This window comes from Nocardia sp. CDC159 (assembly GCF_023740735.1).
In the GTDB taxonomy this organism is placed as follows: Bacteria; Actinomycetota; Actinomycetes; order Mycobacteriales; family Mycobacteriaceae; genus Nocardia; species Nocardia pulmonis.
This window is the reverse complement of the sequence record NZ_JAMRXH010000007.1, coordinates 243,470-261,120: the sequence shown is the minus strand read 5'-3', so window position 1 is coordinate 261,120 and position 17,651 is coordinate 243,470. Positions and strand designations below refer to the sequence as shown.

The following is a 17,651-nucleotide window of genomic DNA, read 5'->3' as shown; positions in this document are numbered from 1 at the left end:
ATCTGCTTCTTTCACTGAAGGTCGTGAAGTCGTCACGCGTACCTCCCGGATCTGGCCACACAACCGATTCTGTGTGGCGGGAATCTGCCGTGCCGAGCTTGGGAACGATGCTTGAAACTCGGCACGAAGTCGTCCGAGGCGCCACCTCCAAACTCTGGGGTTCGGGTGTCAGATCGCTCTACTCGCCACGCTATTACGCCAGCGATCCGTCCGCCAGTGTTCACGCAAATTTCCCCCGATCAGACGGTTGAAGTAACCACCACGGCCCGCACGGCAATCTTGGCGCGCGCCAGCACCCGCACCGACTCGCGCGCGGTGGCTCCGGTGGTCAGCACGTCGTCGACCAGCACTACCTCGGCATTCGGCGGAACCGGGGCAGTCCGCAGCGAACCGGCCGACACCACGATCCGACCGCGCAGATTGTGTGCCCGAGCACTCGGGCCCAGGCCGACCGAATCGCGCACACCGCGGCGCATGGATAGCAGCGGGGCCATTCGGCTATCGTGCAGCCAACTTCCGGCGACCCGGGCGGTACGGGCCACCGGATCGCCGCCGCGCCGCCGCGCCGCCGCCCGGCGACTCGGCGCGGGCACCAGCACCAACGCCCGCGCGGGGTCCCGCAAACGATCAAGCCCCCTCGCCAGTGCCAGCCCCAGCGGCACCGCCAGATCACGCCGCCCCTGCTCCTTCGCGGCAACCACCGCGCGCCGCACCGGACCCGCGTACCGCCCCAGCGCCCAGCACGGCACCCCCGGATCCGCCCGCGGCCACACCCGAACCGGCGCCCCCGCAAGACTTCCCGCACACCCGGCGCACCAGCCCACCCCCGGTTCCCCACAGCCCCCGCACATCTGCGGCAGTATCAACTCCAGCAGCATGGCGGGAGTATGCACCCCGGCACCGACACGATTCGCGGCCTCGGGATCGCCGGTGTCCGCACCGGACAGCGAAATATACTCCGCGACCCGGAGATACCAGCCCGGCAATGGAATCTCGTTGCGGCAGAGGCGATGGCAGCGGGCCGGGCGGCGCGGCCCGCGAGTCGGCTAGCCCGGCAGCACCGGAACGGCGTTCGGGCCGAGGTTGTAGACCTCTCGCCAGAAGCGCTCGCTGCTCGGTTCATTGGATTGCAGCTGCAGGACCGCGCGGGCGTCGGCGACGTATTGGAAGTCGGGCGAGGCACTGACGACGCGGACCGGCCAGGTCAGGTTCTGGGCGGTCAGCGGGGTGACGCCGTAGCCGTCGATCGGGACGGTGTCGACGGGCTCGACATTGCCCTCGCGGACGAAGATCACGCGATCGGCGCTGAACCAGTCCAGCGACACCACCCTGCTGGCGACGCTCACCGCGACCGGCAGCGGCGAGGCCAGCGCGAAGCGGCCGTTCGGCTGGGGCACGATCACCGCGACGTAGACCTTGCCGTTCGCGATCAACGCGGCCCGGGCGCCGCTGCGATCGACCCGCAGTTCGGTGATCGGCCCACGCGGCGCCGACTGCGTAGGATCGGCGGGAGGCGCGAACAGGGCGGAGATATCGACGTCCTGTTTCGACACAGTGCCGGTGCGGCGGTCGTTCACGACTCGGATCACCCGCTGGCCGTCGACAACGGTCCAGGCCGCGGTGCCGTCCGCGGTCCAGGAGGGACGAGTGAAGGTTTCGCCCTGTTCGACGGAGATGGTGCTCGCGCCGTCGTAGGTGCCGATCACCAGGGTGCGCGGGGGCTGCGGCGCGGGCTGCCCGCTATCGGCGACGGCGGCGACCAGTTGTCCGTCCTGGGACAGGCCGACCGATTGCAGGTTGTGCACCGAGCCGAAGTAGCCGGGCACGGGCGAGATCTCGTTCTTTCCGACGTCCACCTTGACCAGCGAGCCGTCCCGAACCGCGTGCAGGCCGACGCGATTGCGGGTGCTCCACGCCGGATTCATCGCGTTGATATCGGCCGCGGACCAGCCCGTGGCGGCGTAGCGCTCGTCGAGCGGTTTCCCGTCGGCCAGCAGCACATACGGCCCGAGGATGTCCGCGCCGGACAGGGTCAGCACCACTTGCGCGGCCAGCAGTTCCTTGCCGCGCTGATCCAGCGTCGAGGCACCGGCGAAGTCGATCTGCACCCCGCCCACGCCGACCCCGACCGCATCGGTCTGCCCATTGGCCTTGGTGACTCCGCCGTGCACGCTCACGGCACCGGACAGCATATTTCGAGTCGCCGGTAGCAGTTCCGGCTGCGGCCCCGCGGCCAGCATGGTCAACAGCCGAGTGGTGAGCTGATCCTTGCGTTCGGCGATCCAGCGAATGTCCGGAACCATCGCCGTGCCCGCGGCATTCGGGAAATACAGCACATAGCGCCGATAGGACTTCTCGAACGCGGTCTTGATCACCAGCACGCCGGCCTGCAGCTCATCGATCCGCCATTCGCCCCCGACCCGGACCATCTCCATCCGCTTCTCGACCTGCGAGGAGGTGCCGTCGACCGCGCGATAGGACCCGTCGGGTTCGAGCTCGCCGAGTTTGCGGCCCCGGATCTGATAGGTCGCGGTATCCCCGGATCGGGATTCGCGCAGGGTGTCGGCCGACTCGAGGATCGTGATGCTGGCCGCGTCGTTCCACTTCGCGGCGGCCTTCGGGGACAGATACTGGCGCGCGGCCTCGTGCCGGTTGCTCGGATCGGCGGAGGCCTGCAGGAAATCGCGCAGCAGCAGATCCGGATCGCGGCCCTGGATCGGCTGCGGGAGCGTCGAGGACGTCGGGGCGCGATCGATCGTGCCCAGGGCCTGGGGCGCGGACGAATCGGGCAGGTTGGCGCACCCGGTCAGGGTGAGCAGGCCCGCCAGCATCAGGCAGGCCGCGAGGCGTATGCGGTGACCTACGACGTTCATGACTTCGTGTCCCCGGAATCGCTGAATACGGAATCCGCTGCGGTGGAGGTGCTGTCGATACCGCGCGGCGTGCGGCGGGCGGGTGGGGCGGCGCCGTCGGGCGAATCGTCCCGCGGGACGGGAGGGTTCGCGCCGGTCGGCGGTGGCGCGGCGGCGGGATCATCGGATGCCGCCGTCGATGGGGAACCGGCCGCGGGCTGTGCGACCTCGCCCGGCTCGGTCCGGCTCACGGTCGCCGCGGCGGGGTCCGTCGGGGCGACGGGCCCGTCGCCGGATTCGGCCGCGGCCGGACCGGACGCCGGGTCCCCCTGCGGCACAGCGGCCTCCACCACCTGGACCCGGCGCTTCGGCGGCTCCAGCGACAGCGGGCTGGGTCCCATCTTGCGACCGCGGGTGAGCGGCAGCGTGAGCCGGAAGCTGGCGCCGACGCCGAGTTCGCCCCACGCCTCCAGCTTGCCCTCGTGCAGATTGGCGTCCTCCACGCTGATCGACAGGCCCAGTCCGGTGCCGCCGGAACGCCGCATCCGGGACGGGTCCGAGCGCCAGAAGCGGTTGAACACCAGCTTCTCCTCGCCCGGCCGCAGGCCCACGCCCTGATCGCGCACCACGATCGCGACCGCGTTGGCGTCGACGTCGCCGCGCATCCGCAACAACACGGGTTTGCCCTCGCTGTGGTCGATGGCATTGGCGAGCAGATTGCGCAGCACGCGTTCCACGCGGCGCGGATCGACCTCGGCGACGAGCGGCTCCTCGGGCAGATCCACCACGACCTCGACGCCGGTGTCCTTGGCCAGATGCCGCACGGTCGACAGCGCGGCCCGCGCGCACATGCGCACGTCCAGCGACTCCACCTGCAGCTCGGCCACGCCCGCGTCGTGGCGGCTGATCTCGAGCAGGTCGTTGAGCAGACTCTCGAACCGATCCAGCTCGGTCACCAGCAGTTCCGCACTGCGCGCCAGCGCCGGATCGAGTTCGTCGCTGGAGCCGTGGATGAGGTCGGCCGCCATGCGCACGGTGGTCAGCGGCGTGCGCAGCTCGTGACTGACGTCGGAGGTGAAGCGGCGCTGCAGATTTCCGAACTCCTCCAGCTGCGTGATCTGGTTGGACAGGCTTTCGGCCATCTCGTTGAACGACATGGCCAATCTCGCCATATCGTCCTCGCCGCGCACCAGCATCCGCTCCTTGAGCCGACCGTCGGCGAAGCGCTGGGCGATCCGGGCCGCCGACCGGATCGGCAGCACCACCTGGCGGGTGACCAGCGCGGTGATCGCGGCCAACAGCACCAGCAGCACGATGCCGCCGATCAGCATGGTGCCGCGCATCAGCTGCAGGCTGCGATTCTCGTTGTTGAGCGGGAAGATCAGGTAGATCTTGAGGGTGGGCACCTCGGCGCTGGGACTGCCCACGATGAGCACCGGGCCGTGATAGCCGTCCGAATCGGTGAGCGTGACGAACTGATAGCTCAGCTGGTTCTGATCCACGAAGCGGCGCAGTTCGACGGGCACGTCCTGGATCGGACCGGCCTCGATCGGCATCTCGCCCTCGCCGATCATCGACAGCGCGGCATCGTAATTACCTGCGGCGCCGCCGGATTGGGAGCTGCCCGAGGACAGCGATTGCAGCGCGTCCTGCAGCCGCACGTGCTGGGTGCTCGAATCGTGCACGCCCGTCAGCTGGCTCTCCACCGTATTGCGGGCGCGGCCCATCTCCTCCACGGCCGCGCTGATCTTCCCCTCGAGCAGTCGATCGGTGATCTGACTGGTCAGCACCACGCCGAGGATCGTGATGACGATCAGCGACAGGGTGAGGGTGGACACGACGACGCGCAACTGCAGCGAACGCCGCCAGACGTGGCCCAGTGACTCTCCGACGGATTTGAACCAGGCCACCGTCGCCGCCAGCAACCGCGCGAGGCGGTTTCTGGAGGTTTCGATCACGGCGGTCCGGCCTTGTAGCCCACACCACGAACGGTCAGCACGATCTCAGGATTCTCCGGATCCTTCTCGACCTTCGCGCGCAGCCGCTGCACGTGCACATTGACCAGGCGGGTGTCGGCGGCATGCCGGTAACCCCACACCTGCTCCAACAGCACCTCGCGGGTGAACACCTGACGCGGCTTGCGGGCCAGCGCCACCAGCAGGTCGAACTCGAGCGGAGTCAGCGAGATCTGCTGACCAGCGCGGGTCACCTTGTGCGCTGGCACATCGATGACGATGTCCGCGATGGACAGCAGCTCCGCCGGTTCCTCCTCGGTGCGACGGAGGCGGGCGCGCACCCGGGCGACGAGCTCCTTCGGCTTGAAGGGCTTGACGATGTAATCGTCGGCGCCCGACTCCAAGCCCAGCACGACGTCGACCGTATCGGTCTTCGCCGTCAGCATCACGATCGGCACACCGGAGTCCGCCCGCAACACCCGGCATACATCGATGCCGTTCATGCCCGGCAGCATCAGATCCAGCAGCACCAGATCCGGGCGCAGCTCCCGGACCGCGGTGAGCGCCTGCGTGCCGTCGCCGACCACGTGGGGATCGAAACCCTCGCCGCGCAAGACGATCGTGAGCATCTCCGCGAGCGCCATATCGTCGTCGACGACCAGAATCTTCGGCTTCATAACTACTATGGTGTCATCTCTCCGGCTCGAAACGGGCAACCACGCCAACACTGGTACATTACCGACGCACATCCAACCCTATAGGGCAACCTTTTCCGCCAGGCGCGCGGTAAGCGTTGCCGGATCGTCATGCGGCCGATGGACCCACCACGATCCGTGCCAATGCGTTTCGGCCAACACACGATAGACCGCCGCGGTGCGCTCCTGCAGCCCGTTGTCCCGTTCGTAAGCGTCCAGGCCGCGGGCGGTGTCGAGTTCACCGCGCCGACGTGCCCGTTCGGCCGCGAGTTCGGTGGGGACGTCCAACAGCACCTGCAGATCCGGCACCGGCATCTGGAATCGCCCGAATTCCAATTCCGTCACCCAGGAAGCGATTTCCCCGTCAGCGGACTGGTCGGTTCGCGCCGCGTTGTAGGCGACATTCGAGGCCACATAGCGATCCAGCAGCACAATATCGTTGTCGGCCAACAGCTTCGCCAGCTCGTCGCGCGACCCGGCCCGATCCAGTGCGAACAAAAGGGCCATCGCATTCACCGACGCGGCCAGATCGCCGTGCCTCCCGCGCAGCGCCTCGGCCGCCAGATCCGCGTGCACCGACCGTCCGTAGCGGGGAAAGGCCAGCCCCGCGACGCGCAGGCCGCGCTCGGCCAGCCCCGCGACGACGGCGTCGATCAGTGTGCGCTTACCCGCGCCGTCGAGCCCCTCAACCGCCACCAACGCACCCATGCGCACCAGGTTAGACGCTCGCCGCCGAACCGGATCGGTCACCCGCGCGACAGTATTTGTTGCCCTTCGATCGCTAGGGTGTCCGGAATGACCAGTAAACCCGAGAGGAAACGGCTGCGGTGGGCCATCTCCGCTGCGAGCTGCATGATTGCTCTAACCGCGGTAACCGCCTTCGGCGGGGGTGAGGACACCTCGAGTTCGACCACCACGAGCGGTGCGCCCGCGCTGGATTCGCAGCGCGCGATCGATCTGCAGTCCCATCGCGGCGGCCGCGGCCTGCTGACCGAGGAATCCCTGGCGGCCTACGCGCATTCGCTGGAACTCGGCGTCAGCACGCTGGAGCTGGACATCGTCCTCACCGCCGACCGGGTGCCGGTGATCTGGCACGATCCGAAAATCCAGGCGGACAAGTGCACCGATACCGCGCCCGCGTTCGCGAACGATCCGCAATTTCCCTATGTCGGCAAACTGCTCCATGAGCTCAGTTATGACCAGGTCCGCACGGTGAACTGCTCGAAGACGCTGCCGAACTTCCCGGGACAGCAGTCGGTTCCGAACAATCGAATCGCCCGCCTGCCGGAATTGTTCGATCTGGTGAAGAGTTATCCGGGCGCGTTCGAGACGATCCGCTACAACATCGAGACCAAGATCGAGGCGGAACATCCCGAGCAGACCGCCGCGCCGCAGGAATTCGTCGACGTCATTCTCGACGCGGTGAACCGGGCGGGGGCCGCCGACAAGGTGGAGATCCAGAGCTTCGACTGGTCCAGTCTGCCGCTGGTGAAGGCGAAGAATGCGGCGATCCCGACGGTGGCGCTCTACGACGAGACCACCTTCAAGGCGGGCAGCCGCTGGCTGGGCCCGGTGCGCTACGAGGACCATGTCGACGATCCGCTGGGCGCGATCGCGGCGCTCGGGGCGAACGTCTCCTCGCCGAGTTATGTGCCCGCGGAGAACAGCCCGGCCAAGTTCGGCGAGCCCGGCTTCCGCTTCACCGCCGATGCCGAATACGTGCGCAAGGCGCACGCCAAGGGACTGAAGGTGGTGCCGTGGACGCTCAACGACGAGGCGACGATCGCGGCGCAGTTGGATACGGGCGTCGACGGGATCATCACCGACTATCCGGATCGCGGACGGAAGGCGTTGGAGAGCAAGGGGTTGCCCCTGCCCGCGTCGTATCGGAAGTGACAAGGTCCTGCCGCCGCGGCCCGGGGCCGCGGCGGCAGGAAACGAGCTCGTGGCTCAGTAGCGGTAGTGCTCCGGTTTGAACGGACCCTCGACGTCCACGCCGATGTACTCGGCCTGGTCCTTGGTCAGCTTGGTCAGCGTGCCGCCGAGCGCCTCGACGTGGATCTTGGCGACCTTCTCGTCGAGCACCTTCGGCAGGCGGTAGACCTCGTTGTCGTACTCCTGCGGCTTGGTCCACAGCTCGATCTGCGCGATGACCTGGTTGGAGAAGGAGTTCGACATCACGAACGACGGGTGACCGGTGGCGTTGCCCAGGTTCAGCAGTCGACCCTCGGACAACACGATGATCGACTTACCCGACTCCTTGAACGTCCACAGGTCGACCTGCGGCTTGATGTTCAGCCGGGTCGCGCCGCAGCGCTCCAGGGCGGCCATGTCGATCTCGTTGTCGAAGTGGCCGATATTGCCCAGGATGGCCTGGTCCTTCATCGCCTTCATGTGGTCGAGGGTGATGATGTCCTTGTTACCGGTCGCGGTGATCACGATGTCGGCCTCGCCGATGGCCTGCTCGACGGTGACCACGTCGAATCCGTCCATCAGCGCCTGCAACGCGTTGATCGGATCGATCTCGGTGACCTGCACACGCGCGCCCTGCCCGGCCAGCGATTCCGCACAGCCCTTGCCGACATCGCCGTACCCGCAGATCAGCACCTTCTTGCCGCCGATCAGCACATCGGTGCCGCGGTTGATGCCGTCGATGAGCGAATGCCGGGTGCCGTATTTGTTGTCGAACTTGGACTTGGTGACCGAGTCGTTGACATTGATGGCCGGGAACGCGAGCTCCCCGGCGGCGGCGAACTGATACAGCCGCAGCACGCCGGTGGTGGTCTCCTCGGTGACGCCCTTGACCGACTCGGCGATCTTGGTCCACTTGCCCTTGTCGGCCTCGAGGCTGGCACGCAGCAGATTCAAGAACACCTTGTACTCGGCGGAGTGGTCCGCGTCCTCCGGCGGCACCACCCCCGCCTTCTCGAACTGCGCACCGCGCAGCACCAGCATGGTGGCATCGCCGCCGTCGTCGAGGATCATGTTCGCGGGCTCATCCGGCCAGGTCAGCATCTGTTCGGCGGCCCACCAGTACTCCTCGAGCGTCTCGCCCTTCCAGGCGAACACCGACACACCCTTGGGCTCCTCCACAGTGCCGTGCGGGCCGACCACGACCGCCGCGGCGGCGTGGTCCTGGGTGGAGAAGATGTTGCAGGAGGCCCAACGCACCTGCGCCCCCAGCTCGACCAGGGTCTCGATCAGCACCGCGGTCTGCACGGTCATGTGCAGCGACCCCGAAATGCGGGCCCCCTTCAGCGGTTGCACCTCCGCGTACTCGCGGCGCAACGCCATCAGACCGGGCATCTCGTGCTCGGCCAGCCGGATCTCCTTACGGCCGAACTCGGCCAGCGACAGGTCCGCCACCTTGAAATCGATCCCGTTGCGGTGGTCGGCAGTCGTCTTGCTGCTCACTGCGGTCGTCATCAGCCTCTCCTGGTCGGCGTGTACGAAGAGAGACTAATACCAATCGTGCGTACACGGTACGCAAGGGCGAAGAACTCACAGCGGAGTTGACGCTTCAGGCGGGCGCGGCCTCGCCGTAGGTCGCCAGAATCCGCTTGCGCTTGCGCGGGGCGATATTGGCCTGGCTCACATCGCCCTCGTAGTGGGCCAGCACCTTCGGGTCCATCACGGAGCGCCACAGCGGGGGTATCGCGGCCAGCAGAATCATGCTGGCATATCCGGCCGGAAGCTGGGGTGCTTCTCGCGACGAGCGCAGCGTCTGGTACCGCCGCCCCGGATTGGCGTGATGATCGCTGTGCCGCTGCAGATGGAACAGGAAGATGTTGGTGACCAGGCGATCACTGTTCCAGCTGTCGGCGGGCGAGCAGCGCGCCCAGGAACCGTTGGGCCGCTTGCGCCGCAACAACCCGTAGTGCTCGACGTAGTTCACCGTTTCCAGCAGCGCCGCCCCGATCACCGCCTGCAACAGCAGATACGGCAGGATCCGCGGTCCGAAGGCCACCAGCAACGCGGCGTAGAGCACCAGCGTCATCGACCAGGCCTGCAGAATGTGGTTGCGCGGGCTCCACCAGCGCAGTCCCTTGCGCCGCAACCGATCTCCCTCGATCCGGATCGCGGACCGGAACCCGCCCGCCACGCTGCGCGGCAGGAATTCCCACAGCGACTCCCCCAGCCGCGCACTCGCCGGATCCTCCGGCGTGGCCACCCGCGCGTGGTGCCCCTTGTTGTGCTCGACGAAGAAGTGGCCGTAACCCGACTGCGCCAGCGCGATTTTCGCCAGCCACCGCTCCATGTGCTCGACCCGGTGACCGAGCTCGTGCGCGGCGTTGATGCCGATCCCGCTGACGAATCCGAGCGTGGCCGCCAGCCCCAGCTTGTCCACGACCGCGAGCTCGTCGCCGGACCACATGTAGGCCGCGATCCACAATCCGGCCAGTTGGATCGGCAGGAACAGATATGTACACCACCGGTAATACCGGTCGTTGGAAAGGAGTTCGTAGTCCTCGTCCCGAGGGTTGGTGCCGTCCTCCCCCACCACCCAGTCCAGCACTGGGATCACGATCAACACGATGATCGGGCCGATCCACCAGAACACCGGAAACCCGGTGTGCAGCACCAGCTGGGAAGGCAGCAACGCACAACCCGGAGCTATCAACCCCAACATCCACAGATGTCGTTTGGGGTCTGGCGAACCCGAGCGTTTGCCGACCGTTTGCACGTTTGCCCCGCTAAAAAAGTACCCTTGACCTGTAGCCAGTGAATCTATACAGACGTTACGCCCGTTACATCCACTCGGATCCATCAAACGTGGCAACCGTTACGTACTTCGGGGTCCTGTTTTCAACCTGTTGCACAGGCGATTCCCGAGTCCGCATACCATAGGCGAACATTCGACGGGTTCGGGGTCCCCACCGTCGCGACGCGGGTCCCGGGCCCGCCGCGCGAATGTCGACGCTGTCCAGTTGCCGCCCAGCGTCCTCGATGGGCTGGAACAAATGTTATACAGCCCAACACGATTCGGAAAAGCCGCGTCACTTCCGCCACACATACCGCACCTGGGGACGGCCGGTGCGGCCGTAGTCGGTGCGCCGATCGACCACCCCATCGTCGGCCAGCCGCTCCAGATAACGCCACGCCGTGACGCGCGAGACGCCCACCGCACGCCCGGTTTCGGTGGCCGAGAGCCCGTCCGCGGCGGTCCGGACCGCCCGCGAGACCTCCTCGAGGGTCTGCGGCGCAATGCCCTTCGGGGCGGTGGCCTTCGGATCCGCCGTGCGCAGCGCGCCGAACGCACGGTCGATGTCGTGCTGGGTGACCGCGCTCGCACCGACCGTGAGCGCGGTCCGGAACTCCCGGTAGCGCTCGAGCTTGTCGCGAAAGGCCGCGAAGGTGAACGGCTTCAGCAGATACAACGCCACGCCGTGGGCCACCGCGGCCCGCACCATGTCCAGATCCCGGGCCGAGGTGATGGCGATGACGTCGGGCCGCGGCCGCAGCCGTGCCAGCGCCGCGGTGACCTCGAGGCCGCTCATATCGGGCAGTCCGATATCCATCAGGACCAGTTCGATCGGCGCGCCCGCCGCCGTGGCCTGCCCCGCCTCCCGCAGCGCGTCGCGGCCGGTGTGCGCGACCGCGACCGGTGTGAAGCCCTCCACCCGTTCCACATAGGACCGGTGCGCGGCGGCGATGCGCGGCTCGTCCTCCACGATCAGGACCCGGATCACGATCGGCCCCCGATCACCGGAATCCGCACGACCACCGCCGATTCCGGGGTGCGCTCGGCTTCCAGCGTGCCGCCGTAGCGGGCCACCAACCGCCGGACCAGGGCCAGGCCCAGGCCCTGGTGGTCGGTCTTGGTCGAATAGCCGCGTTCCATCGCGCGGGTGAACACCTCCTCCGACATGCCCGCGCCGCTGTCGGCGACGCGGACATACAGCTGCGCATCGTCCTGACGCACGGTCACCTCCACCCAGGCGTCCGGACGCTGGGCGACCGCGTCCAGGGCGTTGTCGACCAGATTGCCGACCAGGGTGACCATTTCGTGCGGGCTCAGCGGCGCGGCGGAGTCCAGCGCGGTCGACTCGGCCACCGACAATTCGACCCCGCGCTCGAGGGCCTGATCCACCTTGCCCAGCAGCAGCGCCGCCAGCGCGGGTTCGTGCACGGCGCCGGTGAGCCGATCGATGAGCGCCTGCGACAGCCGCAGTTCGGCGGTCGCGAACTCCACCGCCTCGCGCGGGCGGCCCAGCTCCACCATCGTGATCACCGTGTGCAGCCGGTTCGCCGATTCGTGGGCCTGCGCGCGCAGCGAATCGGCCAGGCCGCGCATGGAGTTCAATTCGCCCATCATGTCCCGCAATTCGGTGTGGTCGCGCACGGTCAGCACGGTGCCGAGCGGGCGGCCGGACCAGGTGACCACGTCCTGATTGACCACCAGCACGCGCTCGGCGGTCACATGCATCTCGTCGCGGATCACCGTCATGCCCAACCGCCGCAGCGAGACCGGCAGATCCGTGCGGCGCACCGGCCCGTCGGGCAGCTCGAGCAGCTTGCGGGCCTCGTCGTTGACCACGGCCGCCTCCTCGGCGTCCTGATCGAAGACGACCAGCCCCTCGTGCACCGAATGCAGTACGGCGTCGTGATGTTCGTAGAGGGCGCGCAGCTGGGCGGGGGCCAGGCCGTGGGTCTGGCGCAGCAGCCTGCGGCGCAGGGCCAGGGAGCTCAACGTCGCCAGCACCAGGCCGACCCCGGCCGCGCCCAATATGAAGGGCAGTTGCTCGGCCACCTGATCGCCGATGGCCGCGCGGGTGACCCCCACCGAGACCAGCGCGATCACGCCGCCGCCGATCTCGTCGCGCACCGGGGTGACCACCCGGATGGACGGTCCCAGGGTGCCGGTGAAGGTCTCGGTGAACGTCTCCCCGCGCAGGGCGCGATAGATGTTGCCGCTGAAGGGCTTTCCGATCCGGTCCGGCTGGGTGTGGGTGTAGCGGGTGCGGTCCGGGGCCATGACCACGATGAAGTCCACCCGGGTCTGCTTGCGAATGCGTTCGGTCACCGGCTGCAGCAGCGCGGTCGGATTCGGTTCGTGCACGGCCGCGATGGTGGCGGGCGACTGCGCGACCGCGATGGCGATGCCGGTGACCAGTTGCCGGGTTGCCTCGTCCTGTTCGCGCCGCACTTCCCAGACGGCCAGGGTCGCACCGATGGCGATCACCGCGACCAGCACCAGTAGTTGCACGAGGAAGACCTGCCCGGCCAGGGTGAGGCCCTGTCGCCGTCGGAACCGCACGTGTCCTCCCGGTGAACGAAATGTACGAAATAGTGACCGCCGTCACCGTAGTCGTCATGATTTCTCACGAACGCGTGGCCCAGCTCACGCAGGCAGTACCCGGAGGCAGTAAACACGATGACCGACAGCACCGCACCGGCGCGCAAACGCGACCGCACCCATTGGCTCTACCTCGCCGTACTCGTGGCGGTGGTGGCCGGTGTGGTCGTGGGCCTGGTGGCGCCGGGCTTCGGCAAGTCGGTGGGCGAACTGGGCACCATGTTCGTCAATCTGATCAAGATGATGATCGCCCCGGTCATCTTCTGCACCATCGTGCTCGGCATCGGATCGGTGCGGGCGGCCTCGCGGGTCGGCAAGGTCGGCGGGCTGGCCATCGGCTACTTCCTGCTCATGTCGACCTTCGCGCTCGGCATCGGCCTGGTGGTCGGCAATCTGCTGCAGCCCGGTGCCGGGTTGGACATCGCCGCTCATGCGGGGGATGTCGCCACCTATACCAAGCAGGCCGAGAAGGCCGGCGGCACCTGGCAATTCCTGCAGGGCATCATTCCGACCTCGCTGCTGTCGTCGCTGACGGCGGGCAGCGTGCTGCAGGCGCTGTTCGTGGCGCTGCTGGTCGGATTCGCGTTGCAGGCCATGGGCCGGACGGGCGAACCGATCCTGCGCGGTATCGAGCTGGTGCAGAAGCTGGTCTTCCGGATCCTGGTCATGATCCTGTGGCTGGCTCCGATCGGCGCGTTCGGCGCGATCGCCAATGTGGTGGCGCGCACCGGATGGGATGCGGTGACTCAGCTCGCACTGCTGATGACCGCGTTCTACCTGACCTGTTTGGTGTTCGTGTTCGGTGTGCTGGGCGTGCTGATGAGGGTCGCGTCCGGTGTGTCGATCTTCAAACTGGTTCGGTATCTGGCCCGCGAGTACCTGCTCATCGTCTCCACCTCGTCGTCGGAATCGGCGCTGCCGCGGCTGATCGCGAAGATGGAGCATATGGGCGTGGAGCGGACCACGGTCGGCATCGTGGTGCCGACGGGGTACTCGTTCAACCTGGACGGCACCGCGATCTACCTGACGATGGCCTCGCTTTTCATAGCCGATGCGATGGGCAAGCCGATGTCTGTGGGGGAGCAGCTCGGCCTGCTGGCCTTCATGATCGTGGCCTCCAAGGGCGCGGCCGGCGTGACAGGCGCGGGCCTGGCCACGCTGGCCGGCGGCCTGCAGAGTCACCGGCCGGATCTGCTCAACGGCGTCGGCCTGATCGTCGGCATCGACCGGTTCATGTCCGAGGCCCGCGCGCTCACCAACTTCTCCGGCAATGCCGTCGCCACCGTGCTGATCGGCACCTGGACCAAGACCATCGACCCGGACCGGGTGCGCTCGGTCCTCGCCCGCCGGCTGCCCTTCGACGAAGCCACCATGGTCGACGATCACCCGTCGACCGCCCCGCCCGACGCCCCACCGGCCAAGGGTAATGAGAAAGACCTGGTCCCGGCCTAGTACCCGCCTTGTTCCCAGGGCCGTGACCAGCCGCGCCGGTGCGCCCCCGCTCAATACCCCCGAGCGGGCCGCGCACCGGCGCCTTCCATTTTTTGGCGGCGGCTCCGCCGCCGCTAGTTTGTGGCGCCCTGAGACACAAACCTTTCAGGTGGGCGTTGTCGCAAACAGAACGGCCTCTACAGCAGAACTTCCGCGTTCTCCGGCAGGGCGTCCACTGGCCACCAGCGCAGATCCGTCGATTCCGAACTACGCACCGGCACCGCGCCTTTCGGGGCGCGGACCTTGAACAGCAGGTCCAGGTGGCGGGTCGGCAGGCCGAGCGAGCAGGTGATCGGATGGGCCTGGGCGCCGTGGAGTTCGGAGTCGATCTCCAGGCCCGCGATGCCCGACTCCTCGGTGGCCTCGCGCAGCGCCGCGTCGACCACCGTCTCGTCGGATTCCTCGCAGTGCCCGCCCAATTGGATCCACCGGCCGACGCGCGGGTGCAGGGTCAGCAGGATCTCGCGTTCGTCGTGGGAGAACACGAGCGCGGAGGCGGTGATATGTCCGGGGGCGTTCTCGCGCAGACAGCCGCGCGGCGACGCGTCGAGGAAGGCCAGCACGGCCTGTCGCAGCGACTGTTCCGGAGCCGGTGCGGGAGACCACTTCTCGAGCAGTTCCCGCGCCGACACGTGCAATGATTCCGCGCTCATCGATTCCTTCCGGTTACAGCTCGAGCAGCGCGTCGCCCGGGGCACGCGGCTCGCGCGGGGCCAATTCCTCGACAGGGTAGCCGACGGCGATGGCCCCCAACGGATTCCAGTCCGCGGCCAGCTCCAGCACCGCGCGGGTGGTCTCCGGGGCGAAGATCGTCGATCCGATCCAGCAGCTGCCCACCCCGCGCGTGGCCAGGGCGACCAGCAATCCCTGCACGGCCGCGCCGACCGCCACGGTGAACATGGTCGTCTCCGCCGCCGTCCGGCGCTCGTCCGGATAGTCGTGCGCCCCGTCGGGCACGCAGAACGGAATGATCACCTCCGGCGCGTCGAACAGGATGCGGCCCCGGCCGACTCGCCGCTCGACCCGATCGGCGGGCAGGCCGTCGGCGGTCAGATCGGCGCGCCACCGATCGGCCATGGTCTCGAGGAGGCGCTGGCGCAGCGTCCGATCGCGCACCCAGACGAAGCGCACGGGCCGGGTGTGGTGCGGCGCGGGGGCGGTCAGCGCCTCGGCCACCGCCGCCCGGATCAGCTCGGGTTCCACCGGGGTATCGGCGAATTGGCGCACCGAGCGGCGCAGCAGCAGCGCCTCGCGGCGACCGCGCGCCAGGGCCTCGGCCGTGCCGAGCCAGAACAGATCGTCCTCGCCGCGGCGCAGCAGATCCGCCGCGCGCGAGCCGTCGTCGTAGGGGGTCAGTCCGCGCACCACCGCGACCGGTACGCCGCCCAGTTTGCCCTTGACCAGATCGGCCGCGGCCGCGAGCTCGTCGGCGATCGCCACCTGGGTGACGTGTAACTCGTTGCCCTGCCCGTCGATCGCGCCCGCGTAGTCGTGGACGACGCGCAGCCCGGCCGAGCCGATCGCGGCATCGATCTGCCCGACCCGCCACGCGCGGCCCATGGTGTCGGTGATGACGACCGCGACATCCACGCCGAGCCGGTCGGCCAGCGCGCTGCGCAACGCCTTGGCGCTGGCGTCGGGATCGGCGGGCAGCAGGACCAGCTCGCCCTGCTCCACATTGGAGCCGTCCACCCCGGAGGCCGCCTGCACGATGCCGATGCGGTTCTCGGTGATGAGGGTGCGGCCCTTCTGTGCCAACACCCGCACCGCCTCGGCGCGCACGAGTTCCCGGCGCAGCGCGTCGCGCTCGTCCGGATCGGCGGGCGCGGCGACGATGCGACCCTCGGCCTTGGCGACAATCTTGCTGGTGACCACCAGAATGTCGCCGTCGGCGAGCCAGGGCGCCTGGGCCGCAACGTGTTCGGCCAGATCGTCGCCGGGGCGGAATTCCGGCAGCCCCGGCACCGGGATGATGCGCAGTTCCCCGCCGGGCGCGTGATCGGTGACGCTCACGGCTTCACCCCCGCCAGATCCAGTGCCTCGCGGACCATTTCGGCGGTGGCGGCCGGATCGGTCATGAGCAGCGGCACGCTGCGCACCTCCACGCCCGGCACCTCGGCGGTATCGGTGGAGTGCACGAGCCAGCCGTCCAGGATGCCGGTCTGCGAGCGCGCCCCGAGGTGCCGCCCGATGGCCTCGGCCGTGGTCTCGACGCCGATCACCGACAGACATTCGTCGGCCATGCCGCGCAACGGCTTTCCGCCGATCACCGGGGACAGCCCGACCACCCGGGCCTTCGTGGTGCGCAGCGCCCCGCGAATTCCGGGCACCGCGAGGATGGCGCCGATGCTCACGACCGGGTTGGATGGAGCCAGCAGCACCGCGTCGGCGGATTCTATGATTTCTGTCACACCTGGGGCGGGCTTGGCCTGTTCCGCCCCGATTGTGACGAATCCATGGGTCTCGACGTCCGCGCGATAGCGTACCCACCACTCCTGAAAATGAATCGCGCGGCGTTCGCCAGGGTTCTCCGGGTCGGAGATGACGACATGTGTTTCACATCTGTCGTCGGTTGCCGGAACGAGTTTCACCCCCGGCTGCCACCGGTTGCACAACGCCTCGGTGACCGCCGAGAGCGGGTAGCCCGCGCGCAACATTTCGCTGCGGACGAGATGGGTGGCGATATCGCGATCGCCGAGTCCGAACCAATCCGGCTGCGCCCGGTAATTCGCCAGCTCCTCCTTGGCGTGCCAGGTTTCCCCGCGCCGCCCCCAGCCGCGCTCCGGATCAATGCCTCCGCCAAGGGTATACATGCAGGTGTCCAGGTCGGGGCAGATGCGCAGCCCGTGCATCCAGACGTCGTCGCCGACGTTGACGATGGCCGAAACCTCCGCCTGCGGCAGCAGTTCCCGCACGCCCTGCAGGAAGCGTGCGCCGCCGACTCCACCGACCAACACGGCAATGCGCGGCCCGGCGCCGGGCGCGATCTCCGCTCGTTCTCCACTCACATCCGCACAGCCTATGCGCTGGCGCCGAGGTCATGCTTCGGACCATAATTGCTGATCATTTGCTACTTCCGGTTACCGAAGCGCGTCGAAGTGGGCGGCGGATAGTAACGGAATTGTGTCGGCAGCTTGACCATCGCTGCGTCCGGCGTGTCTAATCACAGGCATGTCATTCCGGGCCCGCGCGAGAGTGCATGGCGCAGGCCAGAATTCGAACAGGCGTTCGCATCGGGGTGGCAAGCTCGGGGATGTCCGCGGGACTACGTCGCGGTGTTGGGCCGTCGGTGGGCAGATGAGGTCCGACGGATAAATCATTCTGCGCTAACACACAGTGAGGAGGCGGAGCGATGGCCGAG

General features: G+C 67.9%; 14 protein-coding genes. 2 read left to right on the top strand and 12 right to left on the bottom strand.

Annotated features, from left to right (window positions below):
• Positions 1-239: 239 nt before the first annotated feature.
• The 5 genes from NDR87_RS18240 to NDR87_RS18220 all read right to left on the bottom strand — a co-directional run bounded on the left by NDR87_RS18240 (position 240) and on the right by NDR87_RS18220 (position 6,210).
• A complete protein-coding gene (locus tag NDR87_RS18240; protein ID WP_251913973.1) occupies positions 240-878 on the bottom strand; it encodes a ComF family protein in 639 nt (212 codons plus the stop codon).
• 168 nt (positions 879-1,046) lie between these two features.
• A complete protein-coding gene (lpqB, locus tag NDR87_RS18235) occupies positions 1,047-2,873 on the bottom strand; it encodes an MtrAB system accessory lipoprotein LpqB (RefSeq protein ID WP_251913974.1) in 1,827 nt (608 codons plus the stop codon).
• Positions 2,870-4,810, bottom strand: a complete 1,941-nt coding sequence (mtrB, locus tag NDR87_RS18230) for an MtrAB system histidine kinase MtrB (RefSeq protein ID WP_372494207.1) — start codon at positions 4,808-4,810, stop codon at positions 2,870-2,872. Before mtrB ends, lpqB begins: the two co-directional genes overlap by 4 nt.
• Positions 4,807-5,484, bottom strand: coding sequence for an MtrAB system response regulator MtrA (mtrA, locus tag NDR87_RS18225; protein ID WP_036566684.1), 678 nt, complete (start codon positions 5,482-5,484; stop codon positions 4,807-4,809). The genes mtrB and mtrA overlap by 4 nt, the downstream gene beginning before the upstream one ends.
• A 78-nt stretch (positions 5,485-5,562) precedes the next feature.
• Positions 5,563-6,210 carry a dTMP kinase gene (locus tag NDR87_RS18220; RefSeq protein WP_251914232.1) on the bottom strand — a complete coding sequence of 216 codons (648 nt, stop codon included), beginning with the start codon at positions 6,208-6,210 and terminating at the stop codon, positions 5,563-5,565.
• Between the two features lie 126 nt (positions 6,211-6,336).
• Between NDR87_RS18220 and NDR87_RS18215 the strand changes: the two genes are divergently transcribed.
• Complete coding sequence (locus NDR87_RS18215) at positions 6,337-7,398, top strand: glycerophosphodiester phosphodiesterase family protein (RefSeq protein WP_372494219.1); 1,062 nt, start codon at positions 6,337-6,339, stop codon at positions 7,396-7,398.
• 54 nt (positions 7,399-7,452) lie between these two features.
• On the opposite strand, the gene ahcY is transcribed toward NDR87_RS18215, so the two are convergent.
• From ahcY to NDR87_RS18195, 4 genes are all read right to left on the bottom strand, one after another.
• Positions 7,453-8,928, bottom strand: coding sequence for an adenosylhomocysteinase (gene ahcY / locus NDR87_RS18210; protein ID WP_251913976.1), 1,476 nt, complete (start codon positions 8,926-8,928; stop codon positions 7,453-7,455).
• A 94-nt stretch (positions 8,929-9,022) separates the two neighbouring features.
• Positions 9,023-10,132, bottom strand: a complete 1,110-nt coding sequence (locus tag NDR87_RS18205) for an alkane 1-monooxygenase (RefSeq protein WP_251913977.1) — start codon at positions 10,130-10,132, stop codon at positions 9,023-9,025.
• A gap of 367 nt (positions 10,133-10,499) precedes the next feature.
• The gene (locus NDR87_RS18200) at positions 10,500-11,192 is read right to left on the bottom strand and encodes a response regulator (RefSeq protein ID WP_251913978.1); all 693 of its coding nucleotides are present in this window, start codon (positions 11,190-11,192) and stop codon (positions 10,500-10,502) included.
• Positions 11,189-12,760 carry an ATP-binding protein gene (locus tag NDR87_RS18195; protein ID WP_251913979.1) on the bottom strand — a complete coding sequence of 524 codons (1,572 nt, stop codon included), beginning with the start codon at positions 12,758-12,760 and terminating at the stop codon, positions 11,189-11,191. Before NDR87_RS18195 ends, NDR87_RS18200 begins: the two co-directional genes overlap by 4 nt.
• Before the next feature lie 117 nt (positions 12,761-12,877).
• Between NDR87_RS18195 and NDR87_RS18190 the strand changes: the two genes are divergently transcribed.
• A complete protein-coding gene (locus NDR87_RS18190) occupies positions 12,878-14,251 on the top strand; it encodes a cation:dicarboxylate symporter family transporter (protein WP_251913980.1) in 1,374 nt (457 codons plus the stop codon).
• 176 nt (positions 14,252-14,427) lie between these two features.
• On the opposite strand, the gene NDR87_RS18185 is transcribed toward NDR87_RS18190, so the two are convergent.
• The 3 genes from NDR87_RS18185 to cofD are packed head-to-tail and all read right to left on the bottom strand — an operon-like array spanning position 14,428 to position 17,298.
• On the bottom strand, positions 14,428-14,943 hold the full coding sequence (locus tag NDR87_RS18185; protein ID WP_251913981.1) for an NUDIX hydrolase: 516 nt from the start codon (positions 14,941-14,943) through the stop codon (positions 14,428-14,430).
• A gap of 13 nt (positions 14,944-14,956) precedes the next feature.
• Positions 14,957-16,303, bottom strand: a complete 1,347-nt coding sequence (locus NDR87_RS18180; RefSeq protein WP_251913982.1) for a coenzyme F420-0:L-glutamate ligase — start codon at positions 16,301-16,303, stop codon at positions 14,957-14,959.
• Entirely contained in the window at positions 16,300-17,298 is a 999-nt protein-coding gene (cofD, locus tag NDR87_RS18175; protein WP_251913983.1) for a 2-phospho-L-lactate transferase, read from the bottom strand. The genes NDR87_RS18180 and cofD overlap by 4 nt, the downstream gene beginning before the upstream one ends.
• Positions 17,299-17,651: the final 353 nt, after the last annotated feature.

Bases quoted from the DNA above. Each gene is read 5' to 3' on its own strand.
- NDR87_RS18220 (WP_251914232.1), bottom strand. From the start codon at position 6,210: ATGGGTGCGTTGGTGGCGGTTGAGGGGCTCGACGGCGCGGGTAAGCGC.
- NDR87_RS18240 (WP_251913973.1), bottom strand. From the start codon at position 878: ATGCTGCTGGAGTTGATACTGCCGCAGATGTGCGGGGGCTGTGGGGAA.
- NDR87_RS18190 (WP_251913980.1), top strand. From the start codon at position 12,878: ATGACCGACAGCACCGCACCGGCGCGCAAACGCGACCGCACCCATTGG.
- NDR87_RS18185 (WP_251913981.1), bottom strand. From the start codon at position 14,943: ATGAGCGCGGAATCATTGCACGTGTCGGCGCGGGAACTGCTCGAGAAG.
- mtrA (WP_036566684.1), bottom strand. From the start codon at position 5,484: ATGAAGCCGAAGATTCTGGTCGTCGACGACGATATGGCGCTCGCGGAG.
- ahcY (WP_251913976.1), bottom strand. From the start codon at position 8,928: ATGACGACCGCAGTGAGCAGCAAGACGACTGCCGACCACCGCAACGGG.
- NDR87_RS18205 (WP_251913977.1), bottom strand. From the start codon at position 10,132: ATGTTGGGGTTGATAGCTCCGGGTTGTGCGTTGCTGCCTTCCCAGCTG.
- lpqB (WP_251913974.1), bottom strand. From the start codon at position 2,873: ATGAACGTCGTAGGTCACCGCATACGCCTCGCGGCCTGCCTGATGCTG.